The sequence below is a fragment of the Pseudoalteromonas sp. S3260 genome, from assembly GCF_005886925.1.
GTDB classification, from domain to species: Bacteria; Pseudomonadota; Gammaproteobacteria; order Enterobacterales; family Alteromonadaceae; genus Pseudoalteromonas; species Pseudoalteromonas tetraodonis.
This window is the reverse complement of the sequence record NZ_PNCV01000043.1, coordinates 1-16,489: the sequence shown is the minus strand read 5'-3', so window position 1 is coordinate 16,489 and position 16,489 is coordinate 1. Positions and strand designations below refer to the sequence as shown.

Here is a 16,489-nt window from a genome sequence, read left to right as displayed (position 1 = left end):
ATGGATAACCAATTATCAGTCGATAAATTTGTAGAAATATATCAAAAGCTTGATAAAGATAACCTAGAGTTATTAACTGAAATTTACGCTCAAAACATTCACTTTATAGATCCGCTGCACGAGATTAATGGCCTTGAAGATTTAAGGCGTTATTTTTGTGGTTTATATAGTAATGTTAAGCATTGTCGATTTGACATAACCGACTCATTTACCAACGATAATAACGCATTTGTGTATTGGACAATGCATTATTCTCACCCAAAACTTAACGCGGGCAATACAATTTCAGTGCAAGGGCACAGCAAGTTGGTATTTGAAGGCGACAAGATTGTAAAACATCGAGATTACTTTAATGCTGGTGAGCTTTTGTATAAGCATATTCCATTACTGGGCAACATTATTAATTTTATTGATAAAAGGGCTGGTTAACTATGATTACCCTTATTACAGGTGCAACGTCGGGTATTGGTGAACAACTTGCTATTAAGTATGCCGAGCAGGGTGATACAGTGATCGCTTGCGGGCGTAATACGCAAAAACTTGCTGAACTAGGTAAACACAACAACATAGAAACCTGCCAATTTGACGCCACTAATTTACAAGATATAAAAGCGGCAACGTTAGGGTACACTCAATTTGACCGCGTAATTCTCAATGCTGGCAACTGCGAGTATGTTGACGATGCACGTAATTTTGATAGCGCCTTATTTGAGCGCGTTATTAATGTTAATTTATTATCAATGGGTTACTGCTTAGAGGCACTTTTGCCAAAAATAGTCTCGGGCGGGCAATTAGTGATGGTTAGTTCAAGTGTTACTTATTTACCATTACCGCGTTCAGAAGCCTACGGCGCATCAAAGGCAGGTGTTAGCTATTTAGCTAAGAGCCTAGCGGTAGATTTAACTGATGTTGATGTGACATTAGTACACCCTGGTTTTGTGAAAACCCCTTTAACTGATAAAAATGATTTCCCTATGCCGATGGCTGTTACAGCCGAAAAAGCGGCTGACTATATAATAAAAGGCGTCGCTAAACGCCGCAAAGAAGTTCATTTCCCCTATCGTTTTACACTTATACTTAAAGCATTGCGAATATTGCCACTTTCGCTTTGGCTTAAAATTGCAAAAGGATTAACCCGTTGAAAAAAATAGCAATAATTGGGACTGGCGTATCAGGTTTAACCTGCGGGCATTTACTGCACAAGCATTACGATGTCACATTATTTGAAAAAAATGATTATATTGGTGGTCACACCGCAACTGTAGATGTAGAGCACAGCGGTATTAATTACGCGGTAGATACGGGGTTTATTGTATTTAATGATAGAACGTACCCTTATTTTGAAAAGTTGCTTGAACGCATTGGTGTAAAACGTAAACCGACACAAATGAGTTTTAGTGTGCATAACGAAGCAACCGGCTTTGAATACAATGGGCATACATTTAGTAGTTTATTTGCTCAGCGCAGAAATATAGTTAGACCTAAATTTTGGCGTTTATTGTATGACATCGTGCGTTTTAATAAGTTATGTAAGGCTTTGCACGCGAAAGGTCACTACACAGAGCAATCACTAGGTCAATTATTACAACAACATCGTTTTAATGATTTCTTTAAATACCACTACATTTTACCTATGGGTGCTGCCATTTGGTCTACTAGCATTAAAGAAATGGAAAATGTAGGGGTTGAGTTTTTTGTAAAGTTTTTCTTCAACCATGGTTTGCTAGACATTACTAATAGACCTCAATGGTACGTTATTCCCGGTGGCTCGCGAGAATACATTAAGCCTTTAATTGCCGGTTTTGCCGACAACATAAAACTTAACAGTCACATTAAGTCTGTGACTAGAAACGCAGAAGGCGTAACAATTACCTTTGCAGATGATCAGCAAGCACAGTTTGATAAAGTCATTTTTGCCTGTCACTCTGATCAAGCTTTAGCTTTGCTTGGCGATCCTTGTGAGCAAGAAACCACTGTTTTAGGTGCTATCCCGTACACAGAAAACTCAGTAGTACTTCACACTGATGAATCATTATTACCGGATAGAAAAGCCGCATGGGCAAGTTGGAATTATTTGCTCAATAATAATACCGATAAAGCGGCGGTGGTTACGTATCAAATGAATATACTGCAAGGGATCAAATCAGATACACAGTTCTGCGTTACCTTGAACCACTTAGAAGGTATTAATCAGAGTAAAATTTTACGTGAATTTACCTATCATCATCCGGTATTTAACCAATCATCTATTGCCGCTCAACAGCAAAAGCATACCGTTGATGGGCAAAATAACACGTACTTTTGCGGAGCGTATTGGTACAACGGTTTTCATGAGGATGGTGTGCGCAGCGCCGTTGATGTGGCCAAGCAATTTGGAGTAGAGTTTGACTAATGCAGTGTATTTAGGCGATGTTAAACATCGCCGTTTTGCTGTTAAACATCATGCGTTTAATTACCCGCTTTATATGATGTGGGTTGACTTAAATAACATCGAAGCACTTAATGGGGTACATAAACAACTTGGTACCACAGGATTTAAGGCTTTAAAATTTAAACAGTATGACTATTTGAAAGGATTGGCGAACACTGACAATAAGCCCATTGTAGAGCGTGCTCACGCTCAGTTAGCTGCGCTAGGTGTTGAAGAAAAGTTCAGTCATGTTTATATGTTAGGGCAGTTACGCTGCTTGGGTATTTACTTTAGCCCCGTTAATTTTTATTTTTTTGGCCATGACGATAATCAATTTAGCTACATGGTCGCTGAGGTGAGTAATATCCCATGGAATGAACGACATTACTACTTGGTTCCACTACAAAAAAAAGTGAACTTTAAGAAAGTTTTTTCCGTATCACCTTTCATGAACTTAGATATGAACTACCATTGGACTGTTCGACAAAAGCAAGACAATATACTGATACGTATAGAAAATAAGCGTGATGACGAATTACTTTTTGACGCATCGTTAAGGTTACAGCGTCAAACACTCTGCACAGCACAAATGAGTAAATTGCTTAAGCGTTTTCCAGCAATGACATGGTCTATTTTCAAAGGTATTTACTATCAGGCATTTAAACTGTTTGTAAAAAAAGTCCCATTTTTAGGTCATTCAGGTAGATCATAATTTTTTATTAATTTATGTTGTTTAACAAGTAATAACAATAATATAGGTAAGTGTATGGAAAAGGTATCGAGCTTACGCGTTCAAGAACGCACAAGTTGGTTTACTAACTTATACAAGAAGTTAGTATTCAAAGCGTTCTCGTCTATTGAAACAGGCCAAATAGTGCTTGTAGACAATAATCAGCAGTCTGTATTTGGCGATACGTCATCAGAGCTTAAAGTAACGGTAACCGTTAATGATACTGCTATGTATAAAGCATTTGCGCTCTCGGGAAGTATTGGCGCGGGAGAATCTTACATATTAGGGCAGTGGCAGTGTGATAACTTAACTCGGTTGATCGAAATTTTTGCAATTAACCAAGATCAACTAGACGCATTTGAAAAGAAATTCGCTTTTTTTAGTAACATTGCTCATCGTATAAACCACATTAAAAATAAAAACTCTCATTCGGGTTCTAAAAAGAATATTGTTGCTCACTACGACTTAGGCAATGATTTATACGAGTCCTTTTTAAGTAAAGAAATGCTTTATTCAAGTGCCGTATACCCAAGTAAAGACGCCACCCTCGAGCAAGCACAGCAATACAAATTACAGCGTATTTGTGAGCAAGTTGAGTTACAACAAGGCGACACCGTCATTGAAATTGGTACGGGTTGGGGAGCATTTGCAATTTATGCGGCTACTCACTACGACTGCCATGTAACAACCACTACCATCTCTGATGAACAGCACGATTATGTTGCAAATAAAATTAAAGAGCTTGGGCTTAAAAACAAAATAACCTTGCTCAAACAAGATTACCGTTTATTAACCGGTAAATACGATAAGCTAGTATCAATTGAGATGATAGAAGCGGTTGGTCATGAGTACTTGCCTAGTTTTTTCACTCAGTGCGGTCAGCTATTAAAAGACGACGGTGCTATGCTTATTCAAGCAATTACAATTAGCGATCAGCGTTACCAACATTATTTAAAAAATTCTGACTTTATTCAGCAGTATATTTTTCCTGGTGGGTGTTTGCCTTCGCTCAACGAAATGAGTGAGCAAATAAAAAATCATACCGATATGAATATCCACACAGTTAGCGATATTGGAGCTCACTACGCAAGAACCCTTGCTGATTGGCGAGATCGTTTCATTGCAAGTTGGCCAAATCTTGATAGTAATAAATTTGATGAGCGATTTTATCGTCTATGGCTATTTTATTTTGCTTATTGCGAGGGCGCATTTAGAACTCGCGCAACAAGTACCGTACATTTAATGGCACGCAAACCCCGTTTTACGAGTAGTAATGATGAGATTGCACTCGCTTATTAATTTTGCGCTGTTTCAAGTAGTGTGGTTTTTATGCCTACTGCTTGAACAGCACTCACTTATCTATTCAACTGTTATCATTGCATTAATGTTTTATTTGTCAGCGCAAAAAAAACAGGATGCTTTTTTGCTTCTAAAGTGCTTACCACTAGCCTTACTAAGTGAGTTTATCGCGGTTAAGTTCGGTCTGATTGAATTTAAAGTAGCGCCATTTCCACTTTGGTTAGTGTTTTTATGGGCTGCTTTATTGCTATGTATTAACACCTCTATGTCGTTTTTAACAACCCTTAAACCTTGGCAAGCGTTTATTGTATGCTTAGTGTTTGCACCAGGAAGTTACTGGGCAGGGGCGCGATTCGATGTGTTAGAACTCGGCTTGCCGTTATGGCAATTTTGGCCTTTATACGGTGCTTTATGGGCTGCAACGTTTAGCGTTATTTTATTTATTAACGGTAAAATTGGCGCGTTTATTAAGCAATAAAACAATTGTATTTACTGCTTGGAGCTGATTATGAAAACGCTTTTAAATTTAGTACTAATTTATGCCCTGTTTAACCATGCTGCTTATGCTGATACCCAGTTTAACAAAGTGGGCGAGGCACGTATGGAATACCTTTTTTGGGATGTTTATGATGCAACGCTTTTTACTCCCTCTGGATCTTATAGTCCCAAGCAAACGCCGGTTAAATTTACTTTAACTTACCTGCGCGACTTTGATGCTAAAGACATTGTAAAAGCCACTAAAGAGCAATGGCAACATTTAGGTAAATCACAATTATCAGCTCGCTATGCAGATAAATTATTAGCCATATGGCCAGACATTAAAAAGGGTGAATCGTTAACCTTACTGACCGATCAGCAAGGACACAGTATTTTCTTTCACAATGACAATGAAATAGGCCGCATAGAAGACACCACTTTTGCAGATGACTTCTTAGCTATTTGGCTAAGTGAGAACACCTCAGAACCATCGATTAGAAATCAACTTTTAGGGATTTAATATGATTAATCTAAAACGTATCAAAGTAACTTTGCTGCTGGTAGTAAGCTTCTTTATTGCAAGTTGTTCAGCGCCGAGTGTAGAGTATTACAAAGGCTCAGAACCTAATTTCGATTTTAAGACTTTTTTTAGCGGCGATTTAAAAGCCTACGGTGTTGTACAAGACTTTAAAGGCGAATTAACCCGAAAGCTTGTTGTAGACTTGAGCGCTAAGTGGGATGGCAACCAAGGCGTTATTGAGGAAGACTTCGTTTATGATGACGGCGAAACCCAAAAACGTATTTGGAAAATAACCTTAAACGACGACAACACGTTAACCGGTACTGCTTCTGATGTTTTAGGCACGGCCACAGGCAAAAGTGAAGGCAGTGTTTTTCATTGGAACTACAATGTAGAAATTCCTTACGATGGCAGCACTTTTGAAGTTAACTTTGATGATTGGATGTATTTAGTCACCAATACGCGCTTGATAAACCGCACATCTATTGTTAAGTTTGGCGTTGAGGTCGGGGAAGTGACCTTAGTAATAGAAAAAATATAGCGACTCATCACAGTGCATAGCTGCACTATATTTGTGCTTAAATTAAGTTTTTGTTAACCCAACTCGCTGTATTTTACAGTGAATTATTATAATTTTACTAATTTTTTAGTATTTTAGATAAAAAACGTAATTTGCTGTTGCTAACTCTTCGAAAATGCATAAAGATAGGATTTGCGAAGGCAAAATAATAACGAATAGGAATCTAATAATGAACAAAGCTCAACTAGTTGAAAAAATCTCTACTGACGCAGAAATCTCTAAAGCAGCCGCTACACGTGCACTTGATGCATTCACAGGCGCTGTAACTTCTTCACTAAAAGAAGGCAACTCTGTTGCATTAGTTGGTTTTGGTACTTTTTCAGTTAAAGAACGTGCTGCTCGCACGGGTCGTAACCCACAAACAGGTGCAGAAATCCAAATTTCAGCAGCGACTATTCCAAGCTTTAAACCAGGTAAAGGTCTTAAAGACCAAGTAAACCTATAAGGTTTAGGTTTATAAAAATAATAAAAGGGCTATTTAGCCCTTTTTTTTACTGTAAATTTAACGCTTATTTAGCTTTAAGCGCCTTATCTCCGCGACCAATGCCGACCGCGCCAGAGCGCACCACTTCTATAATGTCTGTTTCATGACGTAAGGTATCTAAAAACGACTCTATTTTATCGGTACTGCTTACCAATTGTAGGCTGTAACTTTGACGCCCCATATCTAAAATAGCGCCCTGAAATACATCCACAACACGCGTTACAGCAGCTCGCGTAGCTTCATCTTTAGCAAATACTTTTACTAATAACAGTTCGCGCTCTATGTGACTCATTTCGGTTAAATCGATTACCTTAAGCACATCAACCAGTTTATTTACCTGTTTGGTGATTTGCTCAACAATTCTATCATCGCCTTTAGTGGTGACAGTAATACGCGAGAGTGACTCATCATCAGTGGTTCCAACAGTTAAACTATCAATGTTGTAAGCTCGTTGAGAAAAAAGCCCCACTATACGTGACAACGCACCGGGTTCATTTTCTAATAATATAGATAATATACGACGCATTATGCCTTTACTCCTTTTCTTAACCACATCTCATCTATGCCACCGTGCTTAATTTGCATCGGGTAAACATGTTCTTTTTCGTCTACTAAAATATCTAAAAACACTAATCTATCGGTTATCGACATGGCTTTGTCTATTGCCGGCTGTAATTCATCCAGTGTATTGACTCGTATTCCTACATGGCCGTAACTTTCTACAAGTTTTACAAAGTCAGGAAGTGATTCCATATAGGAAGAGGAGTGTCTGCCGCCATAAATCATATCTTGCCACTGTCTAACCATACCTAGTGAACGGTTATTTAACGAGATCACTTTTACCGCTAAGTTGTATTGTAAACAGGTAGAAAGCTCTTGAATGTTCATTTGAATAGAGCCATCGCCAGTCACACATAAAGACTCTTTATCCGGAAAGGCGAGCTTAACCCCCATAGCTGCTGGTAAGCCAAAGCCCATGGTGCCTAAGCCACCTGAGTTGATCCACTGACGAGGGTGCTTAAATGGATAATACTGCGCTGCAAACATTTGGTGTTGGCCCACATCTGAACTGACATAAGCATCACCATTAGTCGCTTTATAAATAGCCTCTATAACTGCTTGAGGTTTAATTTTATCGCCATCGGTATTGTAGTTTAAGCATTTTTGTTCGCGCCAACTGATCACCTGTCGCCACCAATCTTCTTGTGCACTGCGGTCTATTTTTATTGGGCTTTTATCTATAGCAGTTTGTAACTGTTCAAGTACCGTGGCTAAACAGCCAACAACCGGAATATGTGCTTTTATGGTTTTGGAAATTGAAGTCGGATCGACATCTACATGCACGATAGTGGCATTAGGGCAAAACTTTTGTACGTTATTGGTAACTCGATCATCGAATCGTGCGCCAAGGGCTAAAATAACATCAGCATTGGCCATGGCTTTATTTGCTTCTAATGTACCGTGCATACCCAACATACCAATAAAGTTAGGGTGAATGCCTGATATACCGCCTAGTCCCATTAGGGTATTGGTAATAGGGGCATTAAGCGATTCGACTAAATGGGTTAGTTGTTCTGATGTATTTGAAAGCACAATTCCGCCACCAGAATAAATAACCAGCTTTTTCGCTTCTAAAATAGCAGTAACGGCCTTACGAATTTGTTTAGAGTGACCCTTGGTATTAGGGTTGTAGGTTCTGAGTTCTGTTGCCGCTGGAAAGTTGTAAGCAAAAGTTAGCTCAGGGTTAAGCATGTCTTTAGGAAGTTCAACGATAACTGGGCCTGGGCGACCTGAGCTGGCAATATAAAAGGCTTTAGCAAGAATATTGGGGATTTCACTAGCGCTTCTACAATTAAAGCTATGCTTTACAATCGGACGAGAGCAGCCAACAATATCCGTTTCTTGAAAGGCGTCATCGCCAATTAAGTTGGTTGGCACTTGACCTGATAACACCACCATCGGAATAGAATCCATATACGCAGTTGCTATGCCTGTTACACAGTTTGTTGCCCCTGGTCCAGAAGTGGCAAGTACAACACCGACTTCACCGGTTGCTCTTGCGTAACCATCGGCCATGTGTGTGGCGGCCTGTTCGTGACGGACTAAAATATGTTCAATATCATCTTGTTGAAATAGCGCATCATATAAGTCTAATACTGAGCCACCGGGGTAACCGAATATATACTTAACGTTTAACTCTTTTAATGACTTAACAACCAATTCAGAGCCATTATATTCTTGTTTACTCATCCTCATTCCTCTGTTGACTGATTTATGCAAAAAAAAAACCCCCGCGTAGTGCGAGGGTTTTAAAAAGCATGTTTCACCTTTTAATACATCCCCGCTGGGCTTATCACTAAGACCAGTACGAGTAAGACTAAAAGACGAAATTCTGTGTTCATAATGTTTTGCTCTTTAAAATAAAATGCTGTTTAAATTACAATTTTTATATGTGGTTATTTTTAAGGCTTTTGCGCGCTCATGTCAACCAAAAACTAAAGTTTTGGATTAAAAATTCACTTTTATATCTTTTTTAATCTTAAATTCTAATTGTTATGAAATATTCTCACTTTAAAAGCAGAAATTATGCATTTTCAATTTTAAGGAGTAGGGAGCTTAAATACACATTAATTACATTAAAGTAATACAAGCGGTTTTGAGCAGGCATAAAAAAAGCCAACAGATGTTGGCTTTATAATTCAATTATACTGTTACAGACGGTCGATTACCGACTGAGTGAAGTCAGTTGTACCATGGCTGCCGCCTAAATCGCGAGTAGTACGGTCGCCTAATTTAATTACATCTGCCACTGCGCTACGAATGCGCTCTGCCGTATCGCCCATATTTAAATGCTCTAGCATTTGAATAGACGCTAAAATAACTGACGTAGGGTTTGCTAGGTTTTTACCTGCAATATCAGGTGCGCTACCGTGAACAGCTTCAAAGATAGCCGCATCTTCACCAATGTTAGCACCAGGCGCCATGCCTAAACCACCAACTAAACCAGCACATAAATCAGATAAAATATCGCCGAATAGGTTAGTCGTTACAATTACGTCAAACTCTTCCGGTGTCATTACTAGTTTCATACAGGTTGCATCAACAATCATTTCAGTTGATTCAATCTCAGGGTAACGTTCAGCCACTTCACGAGCAACTTTTAAGAACAAACCCGATGTTGATTTTAAAATATTTGCTTTATGAACAGCGGTTACTTTTTTACGGCCTTCGCGTACAGCTAGCTCGTATGCAAAAGTAACGATTTTTTCAGCGCCTTCACGCGTGATCACAGACATTGCCTCAGCTTCGTTGCCATCAGCACTCACTACTTGACCTGCACCTGAATACATACCTTGGGTATTTTCACGAACAGTAATAATATCAATGTCATCGTAACGTGCTTTAGTACCTGCGAACGACTTCACAGGACGAACATTAGCGTATAAACCAAACTGCTTACGAAGTGTTACATTGATTGATGTAAAGCCTTCGCCTACAGGGGTCGTTAATGGACCTTTTAAAGTGATTTTATTTTTAGCAATCGTGTCAATTGTTTCTTGTGGAAGCAATTCGCCCGTTTTTTCAAGCGCAGCGAGGCCAGCGTCAACAAATTCATAATCAAAATCGCATCCTGCGGCTTTTAGTATTTCAAGTGCTGAGTCGATAATGCTTGGGCCGATGCCGTCGCCTTTGATCACTGTTATGGTTTGTTTGGCCATGAACTTTTCCTTTAAAGATTTGGATACACACATAAATAAAAAATACTCACAGAGTTTAGACTACTTATATGACAGGGGTGCTAAATTTAAGCCGGCATTTATACCAATTTATTGAACATTTTGCCAGTTTATACTGCAAATACAGGGTATAACTTTAATTTATAGTGATAATAAGTCAGCTAAATACTATTGTGCAGACCTAATTGCTGCAGGGATTGATAAAAAATGACCTCACTTTTCCAGCCATGGCGGGTGAGTTGTTGATTTAATATCTGCTGTTGCCATGCTGTTAATGGTTGGTTAGGTTTAAGTACGCGCTGGGCTACAACTTTCAAAGCTGCCCACAACTTAGCGCTATCATCGAGCTGCTTTTTAGGCAATGTTTCAGCTTTTAATAACGCTATTGCCCAGGGGTCGCTACTAAGTAATTCATTAAGCTCATTAGTTAAATGAGGGGTATCAACATTGTTTATGCCAAAAAATGTGCATATTGGCGTATCTAAGGATTTATTAGGTGTTTGGTCTAGGGTGATTTTTCTAGAAACTTCTGGGCTGTAATTAATTAATAGATAATATAAATAGGCATATAGGCTCAAACTAATGCGTTCACTTTGCAAATTTTTATCGTGTTTTACTAACAGCTCTACAATGTTGACTAAACAACCCATGCGGGTACACAAAAATGTATGTAAAGGATGGGCAATACTATTTACTAACTGCTCGAAAACCATGCCTTGAATAATCGCAGGGGCCTTATCGTAACCGACCATAGACAAGCTATGCCTTAAATCTTTTGCCGGTTGCAGCTCTTTATTATACAGTTTTACTGCATGGCACACTGATTTTATAACATTAGGATAAGGGGTAAGTAATGTATTTAATGCTTTGTAACTGTACTCTTGTTGGTTTTTTATTTGTTTAACTAATTCGTACAAAGAGGACTGTGTATCGTCACTCTTATGAACAATATGCAGATACTCACTGTCCCAGACTTTTAAAAACAAGCGATCGTCATTACACGGCCATGCCTTTGAGCCATCCTCTAATGATGCTTTTATTCGATACCAAGCTATTTTTGTATTGGCATTATTAACGATAATATGACGGCCTGCCGAATCTGTAGCCAAATAAATCATTGTTTGGTCAGCATAAACCACTTGGCTACCTGGTACATATTGTCCAACGTGTGCCACTAAGTCTTTTAATAGCCTCTGTGCGAATGAGTTGGGGGTTCTTATGTACAAATCAGCTACTGCTTTATAAAAACTAATATGCTGCTGTTTTGCGTTGCAGGTTACGTTAAGCGCCAAAATATTTGCCAAAGCAACCAATACACTGGCTCCGTCATAAAGCATGACTTTAGGTGTGTTTAATAATGCGTGTTTGTATTTGGCTAGTTTAGCTAAAATATGGGCAATTTGATGTGCTGGTTGTTGTGATGTCAATATCACTTTGGCAGCGAGTTTATGGCGTAACTGCCACATTTTAGTGTCGGTATTAGTAAATGCTTGCTGTTGGGCTAGTTTATTCAACTGATTAGCAACACAAAGGTGTTCCACCAATGAGGCACTGATATAAAGCTCTGTTAAGTGTTTATCGTAATTTTGGCTAGCACTTAATGCACAGGTTAAAACACATTGATTAACCACTAAATTGGTTGCAAAGCTATAGTGTGTTTTATACAAATTGAGCTGAGCTTGTAACGCTGCTGGGTTTTGTTTATATAATGATGCGTATTGCTCTGCAAGTTTACAAACAATCGGGTAAAAAGTATGCCACTGGTTTTTATTATTATGTGAACTTAAAAGCAACTGTGTGCTTTCGAGTAGCTTTTTTAGGTTACCCGACAGTGGTGCTTCCATTAAATTGTTCCATCATTTTGCTCAAGGTATTTTTCATAAGCACTTGGGCCCCACATTATTAGTTGGCCGTTTTTAAATAATAACCCGGTACATTCATCCATGGTGGTAATGCCATCCGAGGTTTTATGTTGTGTACGATAAAATATAACTTGCCACACCTGTTCACCATCGCGCTTCGCGTAGGTTAAATCTGGGCTGCCTAAATATTCAAGCACAGCGTTTAGCGTAAAAGCATCTTCTAAGCGCAGTTTTTCAATATAGCGTTTATTGAATGCTTCGCGGTCTTGCCAAATCATTGCTTGTGGATCGTCTTTATAAAACATAATAACCGACGTGGCTATCAGTGCATATAAACCTAATCCCAATATCAAATACCTAAAAAACTTTTTAAACATTGCCTACCCAGACCAATATAACTATTACTAGTATACGTATTGCGATCGTTCAGTGCCATTAACTTGCGACTAATTAAGCCTTAACTGCTTTAAACTAAAGCCTAAGTGGATATCAGTACGCAAACTCACCAATTGTTTAGAAATAACAAACATATCCATATCATCAGCAAGCTTTTTTTGTAAGCGCGCACTTAATGATTCATCGCTTAATGCCTCTTCGAAAGTGTTGTACTGATTCACCAATTGTTGCGCCGATTTAATACCAATGCCTTTAACACCTGGAATGTCATTGGTTTTGTCTCCTGCCAGAGCCCAAAAGTCTATGAGTTTTTGTTGTGCCACGCCAAAACGTTCTTGGATATGCTGCTGTGTGAGCTGTTGCTTTTTAAAGTAATCATACACTTCAATTTGCTCATTTAAATGCGGTAAAAACCCTTTATCGGTAGAGACAATAGTGTTATTTATCTGATTTTTTGCGGCTTTATGGGCTAATGTTGCAATAATGTCATCGGCTTCATCGTTAGTCGGCTCAAATACCACAATGCCGGTTTCTTCAATGGCCGCTTTAAAATGTGGCAAGGCTTCTTTTAACGTTTGTGGCATCGGGGCGCGCGAATGTTTGTAATCTTTGTAAAAGTGATAGCGCCAACTTTTATCGCCATCAAATACAGCAATTGCATGGGTTGCATTAGTGGTTGTTATGAGTTTTTTGCAGGCATGTGCTACTCGAGCGCAGCATGCTTTTAACATATGTTCGTCGCTGTGATGCGTTTGGTTAGCATCAACAGCATAGATGCGCCTAATTAAATTAAGCGCATCAATAAGAAGTAAATGGGGATTCAATTATAAACTCACGCTTTTATTGTATAACAAGGAATATACTTACTGCCAGGGAGCTTCATTCTACCTTGTTCTACAAACGCTTGTAAAAGTGTGTCCATTGCTTTCATTAAATCAGGCTCGCCACTGAGGACATACGGGCCGTCTTTTTTAATCGCATTTAAACCTTCTTCTTTTACATTTCCCGCCACTATTCCCGAAAACGCACGGCGTAAATTAGCCGCTAACTGTTGTTTGGGTTGATCAAGGTGTAAATCAAGCGACGCCATGGCCTCATGAGAGGGGTAAAAAGGTTGCTGAAAATCACTGTCTATTTTCAAGGTCCAGTTAAAGTAATATGCATCCCCTTGGCTTTTACGGTATTCGCGTACGCCATTCATTGCCGACTTTAACTTTTGGCTTACTAATTGAGGATCATCAATAATCACTTCAAATTTATCTAGGGCTGCATCGCCTAAAGTCATTTGAATGAATTGACACAGCTCCTCAAAGTAAGCTTCACTTTGTTTTGGACCGGTAAGAATAACAGGTAAACATTGCTTTTCGTTTTCAGGGTGCAACAAAATACCTAATAAATACAATAGTTCTTCAGCTGTGCCTGCACCACCAGGAAAAATAATAATGGCATGAGCGGTGCGAACAAAGGCCTCAAGTCGCTTTTCAATATCGGGTAAAATAACCAGTTCATTCACAATCGGGTTAGGTGGCTCAGCTGCAATAATACTGGGCTCAGTTAAACCTAAATAACGGTTGTTAGTTATACGTTGTTTGGCATGACCAATAGTGGCGCCTTTCATCGGGCCTTTCATTGCACCAGGCCCACAGCCAGTACAAATATTTAACCCGCGTAAGCCTAATTCGTAACCTACTTGTTTAGTGTATTTATATTCTATTTCGTTAATAGAGTGGCCGCCCCAACATACAATCATGTTAGGTTCACTATTTACTTTAAGAGCGTCGGCATTTCTAAGCATGTCAAAAACCATGTGGGTAATGGCTTTAGTTTCTTGGAGATTTTTTTCATACTTTTGGCAAATAAATAAGATATCGCGAATAACCGAAAATATGTGCTCATGTATGCCGGTGACTATGTGGCCGTCAACGAAGGCCGTTTGCGGCGGGTTCTCTAATTCAATTTTAATACCGCGTTCACGGCTTACCAAACGAATATCAAAGTCTTTATGTTTTTCGTATATATCGTTACTTACATCGGTATGGCTGCCTACATTAAGCACAGCTAAAACACAATTTCTGAATAACCTGTAACGTTCGCTTGTTGATGACTGTTCTAGTAGGTCTACTTCTAGCTGCGATAATAAATCTAATACCCCTGTTGGGTTTAACTGTATTAGCATCGGCATTCTCCTTGAAACTTCTTGGGTAAATTTACTGCGTAATTATGCCTTGTACTCAAAGGTAGAAATGCATAACACTATTTACTAATGCACAGACGATCCCGGCCTGAATTTTTAGCATCGTATAAAGCTTGATCGGCTCTATCAAATGCTTTTAGAGGGGTATCTCCCTCTTTAAATTGGGTTGCGCCTATCGAAACAGTAATTTCAATTTGTTTGTCTTTAAATTTAAACGGTATCTTTTTAATAGACTGTTTTAATTTATTGAGGTGCGCTGTCGCGTTTTCAAGTGAAGTGCGTGGCATTAATAGCACAAACTCTTCGCCGCCATAGCGTGCAATAAAGTCTGATTGCCTAATCGACTTTTGCAACGCTTTGGCAATAACTTGTAAAGTAATATCGCCCGCAGTATGGCCAAATCGATCGTTGATTGATTTAAAATGGTCGACGTCTATAACAACTAGCGTTATGTCTGAGGGTTGTTCGTTAAATAAATTAATTTCGTAGTTGTAACGCTCATCAAATGCCGCGCGATTAGGCAGTTTTGTCAGGCTGTCGAGTAAGCTTTTAAATCGTTGCTCATTTAAACGTTTTTTATAGTTACTGACTTTGTTTTCTAAGCTATTAATTCTTTCATTTATTTGTGTAAAGCTGGCAACTAAAATTCTGCGATCTTTTTGTTCGAGTTGCTCTTTTTCTAAAATATCTGCACTGAGTGAGCGTAACTCGTTTTCAACTAGCTGCTTTAACGCTGTGATTGAGGTCGCATTTTTTGTTTGTGTATTTAGACTTTCTAGCTTTTCACCAATGCGTTTATTTATTAAGTCAAATTCAACATTCATCGATTGAGAGTGTTCACTGGTTGATACCAATGAGCGATGCAGCTCTTCAAGTGTTTGGTTTAATGAAGCTAAAAAGCTTTGCGCTGATTCACGCTCAACGTGAAAACTTTTAACAATTAAAGTAATCACATCTATTGCGGCATCAAGTAGCTGGTCAACGGCTTTATTTTTAGCAATGCGTTTTTTTATTAAATACAGTGATTCGTTGGCTTCTTCTTCTAGTTCGAGCTCACTAACTAATTTAAACAGCTTTTCAGTGAGCACACTTAAATTGGGTGGTTTAAAGGTATTATTGCTTTTAGCAATTAAAGCTTGATGATAAAAGGTGATCAATTGGTTTAATATTGGGATAAACCCATGCACCGATTGTATATCGTCAAGTTGGTTATCTAATAAATGACGCAGCGTTCTGCGGGTTTCGTCAGGCAGGCCTTTCGTTTGTTGTAACTGTTTTCCTGCATTTTGTACGCTGGTTAACAGGTCGCGTTGATGCGCTAGTTGAATCGCTTCTTGATTTTTTAGCAAGGCCAAAATATCATCTACCAAAGGAGAGAAGTCTTCAAAATCCATTCCTTTGTTTAATGCGCTACGGAACTTTGCTAGGCGGTTATCAAGCTCAATATCAAGTCCTTTACAGCTTAAAGATAACTTAGCTGCAAAGTTAGAAAGGGTGTCAACTTGATGTTTACGTGCGCTTTCTATTACTTTTCTACTGTCGATTGCTTGCTTTAGTTTTTGTTCCACCGTATTGGAGCTCCTAGACACCTACACACCATTATTTTAATACCTTTATTGTTTTAGTTTACAACAAAAACATATTAATAGTAGGTATGAGATCAAAAACTTAATGTTTTTAGGGTCTGTTTATCTTTCGAGGTTGATTTTGCAGCAGTGCGTTTGGTTTTTAGGCAAGGCAGAGCCTACGTAGTGTGGTTATTCCCCATAAATAGGCGATAACGCAGCATAAATGCCAAAC

At 38.8% G+C, this 16,489-nt stretch carries 17 protein-coding genes; 9 read left to right on the top strand and 8 right to left on the bottom strand.

Annotated features, from left to right (window positions below):
• From CWC14_RS08705 to CWC14_RS08665, 9 genes are all read left to right on the top strand, one after another.
• On the top strand, positions 1 to 429 hold the full coding sequence (locus CWC14_RS08705) for a nuclear transport factor 2 family protein (protein ID WP_036983980.1): 429 nt from the start codon (positions 1 to 3) through the stop codon (positions 427 to 429).
• A gap of 2 nt (positions 430 to 431) precedes the next feature.
• On the top strand, positions 432 to 1,142 hold the full coding sequence (locus CWC14_RS08700) for an SDR family NAD(P)-dependent oxidoreductase (protein WP_033104218.1): 711 nt from the start codon (positions 432 to 434) through the stop codon (positions 1,140 to 1,142).
• Positions 1,139 to 2,392, top strand: a complete 1,254-nt coding sequence (locus CWC14_RS08695; RefSeq protein ID WP_138562408.1) for an NAD(P)/FAD-dependent oxidoreductase — start codon at positions 1,139 to 1,141, stop codon at positions 2,390 to 2,392. The genes CWC14_RS08700 and CWC14_RS08695 overlap by 4 nt, the downstream gene beginning before the upstream one ends.
• On the top strand, positions 2,385 to 3,122 hold the full coding sequence (locus tag CWC14_RS08690) for a DUF1365 domain-containing protein (RefSeq protein ID WP_138562406.1): 738 nt from the start codon (positions 2,385 to 2,387) through the stop codon (positions 3,120 to 3,122). The genes CWC14_RS08695 and CWC14_RS08690 overlap by 8 nt, the downstream gene beginning before the upstream one ends.
• 54 nt (positions 3,123 to 3,176) lie before the next feature.
• Positions 3,177 to 4,439: an SAM-dependent methyltransferase gene (locus tag CWC14_RS08685; RefSeq protein ID WP_138562404.1), complete on the top strand. Its 1,263-nt coding sequence runs from the start codon at positions 3,177 to 3,179 to the stop codon at positions 4,437 to 4,439.
• The gene (locus CWC14_RS08680) at positions 4,417 to 4,917 is read left to right on the top strand and encodes a DUF2878 domain-containing protein (RefSeq protein ID WP_138562478.1); all 501 of its coding nucleotides are present in this window, start codon (positions 4,417 to 4,419) and stop codon (positions 4,915 to 4,917) included. Before CWC14_RS08685 ends, CWC14_RS08680 begins: the two co-directional genes overlap by 23 nt.
• 30 nt (positions 4,918 to 4,947) lie before the next feature.
• Positions 4,948 to 5,436 (top strand): chalcone isomerase family protein, encoded by a 489-nt coding sequence (locus CWC14_RS08675; protein ID WP_013463263.1) that lies wholly within the window; start codon positions 4,948 to 4,950, stop codon positions 5,434 to 5,436.
• A 1-nt stretch (position 5,437) separates the two neighbouring features.
• The gene (locus CWC14_RS08670) at positions 5,438 to 5,977 is read left to right on the top strand and encodes a DUF3833 domain-containing protein (protein ID WP_138562402.1); all 540 of its coding nucleotides are present in this window, start codon (positions 5,438 to 5,440) and stop codon (positions 5,975 to 5,977) included.
• A 208-nt stretch (positions 5,978 to 6,185) separates the two neighbouring features.
• Complete coding sequence (locus CWC14_RS08665) at positions 6,186 to 6,461, top strand: HU family DNA-binding protein (RefSeq protein WP_008112559.1); 276 nt, start codon at positions 6,186 to 6,188, stop codon at positions 6,459 to 6,461.
• A 64-nt stretch (positions 6,462 to 6,525) separates the two neighbouring features.
• Here the strand turns inward: CWC14_RS08665 and ilvN are convergent, their stop codons facing one another.
• The 8 genes from ilvN to CWC14_RS08625 all read right to left on the bottom strand — a co-directional run bounded on the left by ilvN (position 6,526) and on the right by CWC14_RS08625 (position 16,257).
• Positions 6,526 to 7,026: an acetolactate synthase small subunit gene (ilvN, locus tag CWC14_RS08660; protein ID WP_076921825.1), complete on the bottom strand. Its 501-nt coding sequence runs from the start codon at positions 7,024 to 7,026 to the stop codon at positions 6,526 to 6,528.
• Positions 7,026 to 8,750, bottom strand: coding sequence for an acetolactate synthase 3 large subunit (locus CWC14_RS08655; RefSeq protein ID WP_138562400.1), 1,725 nt, complete (start codon positions 8,748 to 8,750; stop codon positions 7,026 to 7,028). Before CWC14_RS08655 ends, ilvN begins: the two co-directional genes overlap by 1 nt.
• Before the next feature lie 461 nt (positions 8,751 to 9,211).
• On the bottom strand, positions 9,212 to 10,219 hold the full coding sequence (locus tag CWC14_RS08650; RefSeq protein WP_138562398.1) for an isocitrate dehydrogenase: 1,008 nt from the start codon (positions 10,217 to 10,219) through the stop codon (positions 9,212 to 9,214).
• Between the two features lie 179 nt (positions 10,220 to 10,398).
• Positions 10,399 to 12,081 (bottom strand): hypothetical protein, encoded by a 1,683-nt coding sequence (locus CWC14_RS08645; RefSeq protein WP_138562396.1) that lies wholly within the window; start codon positions 12,079 to 12,081, stop codon positions 10,399 to 10,401.
• Positions 12,081 to 12,476: a DUF3192 domain-containing protein gene (locus CWC14_RS08640; protein ID WP_024600863.1), complete on the bottom strand. Its 396-nt coding sequence runs from the start codon at positions 12,474 to 12,476 to the stop codon at positions 12,081 to 12,083. The genes CWC14_RS08645 and CWC14_RS08640 overlap by 1 nt, the downstream gene beginning before the upstream one ends.
• A 69-nt stretch (positions 12,477 to 12,545) precedes the next feature.
• Positions 12,546 to 13,319: a flap endonuclease Xni gene (xni, locus tag CWC14_RS08635; protein WP_138562394.1), complete on the bottom strand. Its 774-nt coding sequence runs from the start codon at positions 13,317 to 13,319 to the stop codon at positions 12,546 to 12,548.
• Between the two features lie 8 nt (positions 13,320 to 13,327).
• On the bottom strand, positions 13,328 to 14,671 hold the full coding sequence (gene ppnN, locus CWC14_RS08630; protein WP_013463271.1) for a nucleotide 5'-monophosphate nucleosidase PpnN: 1,344 nt from the start codon (positions 14,669 to 14,671) through the stop codon (positions 13,328 to 13,330).
• Positions 14,672 to 14,748: 77 nt separating this feature from the next.
• The gene (locus CWC14_RS08625; RefSeq protein WP_138562392.1) at positions 14,749 to 16,257 is read right to left on the bottom strand and encodes a GGDEF domain-containing protein; all 1,509 of its coding nucleotides are present in this window, start codon (positions 16,255 to 16,257) and stop codon (positions 14,749 to 14,751) included.
• Between the last annotated feature and the right edge of the window lie 232 nt (positions 16,258 to 16,489).

Coding starts and splice junctions, on each gene's coding strand:
- CWC14_RS08685 (WP_138562404.1), top strand. CDS start 3,177: ATGGAAAAGGTATCGAGCTTACGCGTTCAAGAACGCACAAGTTGGTTT.
- CWC14_RS08650 (WP_138562398.1), bottom strand. CDS start 10,219: ATGGCCAAACAAACCATAACAGTGATCAAAGGCGACGGCATCGGCCCA.
- CWC14_RS08700 (WP_033104218.1), top strand. CDS start 432: ATGATTACCCTTATTACAGGTGCAACGTCGGGTATTGGTGAACAACTT.
- CWC14_RS08665 (WP_008112559.1), top strand. CDS start 6,186: ATGAACAAAGCTCAACTAGTTGAAAAAATCTCTACTGACGCAGAAATC.
- ppnN (WP_013463271.1), bottom strand. CDS start 14,671: ATGCTAATACAGTTAAACCCAACAGGGGTATTAGATTTATTATCGCAG.
- CWC14_RS08655 (WP_138562400.1), bottom strand. CDS start 8,750: ATGAGTAAACAAGAATATAATGGCTCTGAATTGGTTGTTAAGTCATTA.
- CWC14_RS08680 (WP_138562478.1), top strand. CDS start 4,417: ATGAGATTGCACTCGCTTATTAATTTTGCGCTGTTTCAAGTAGTGTGG.
- CWC14_RS08670 (WP_138562402.1), top strand. CDS start 5,438: ATGATTAATCTAAAACGTATCAAAGTAACTTTGCTGCTGGTAGTAAGC.
- ilvN (WP_076921825.1), bottom strand. CDS start 7,026: ATGCGTCGTATATTATCTATATTATTAGAAAATGAACCCGGTGCGTTG.
- CWC14_RS08645 (WP_138562396.1), bottom strand. CDS start 12,081: ATGGAAGCACCACTGTCGGGTAACCTAAAAAAGCTACTCGAAAGCACA.
- CWC14_RS08640 (WP_024600863.1), bottom strand. CDS start 12,476: ATGTTTAAAAAGTTTTTTAGGTATTTGATATTGGGATTAGGTTTATAT.
- CWC14_RS08705 (WP_036983980.1), top strand. CDS start 1: ATGGATAACCAATTATCAGTCGATAAATTTGTAGAAATATATCAAAAG.
- CWC14_RS08675 (WP_013463263.1), top strand. CDS start 4,948: ATGAAAACGCTTTTAAATTTAGTACTAATTTATGCCCTGTTTAACCAT.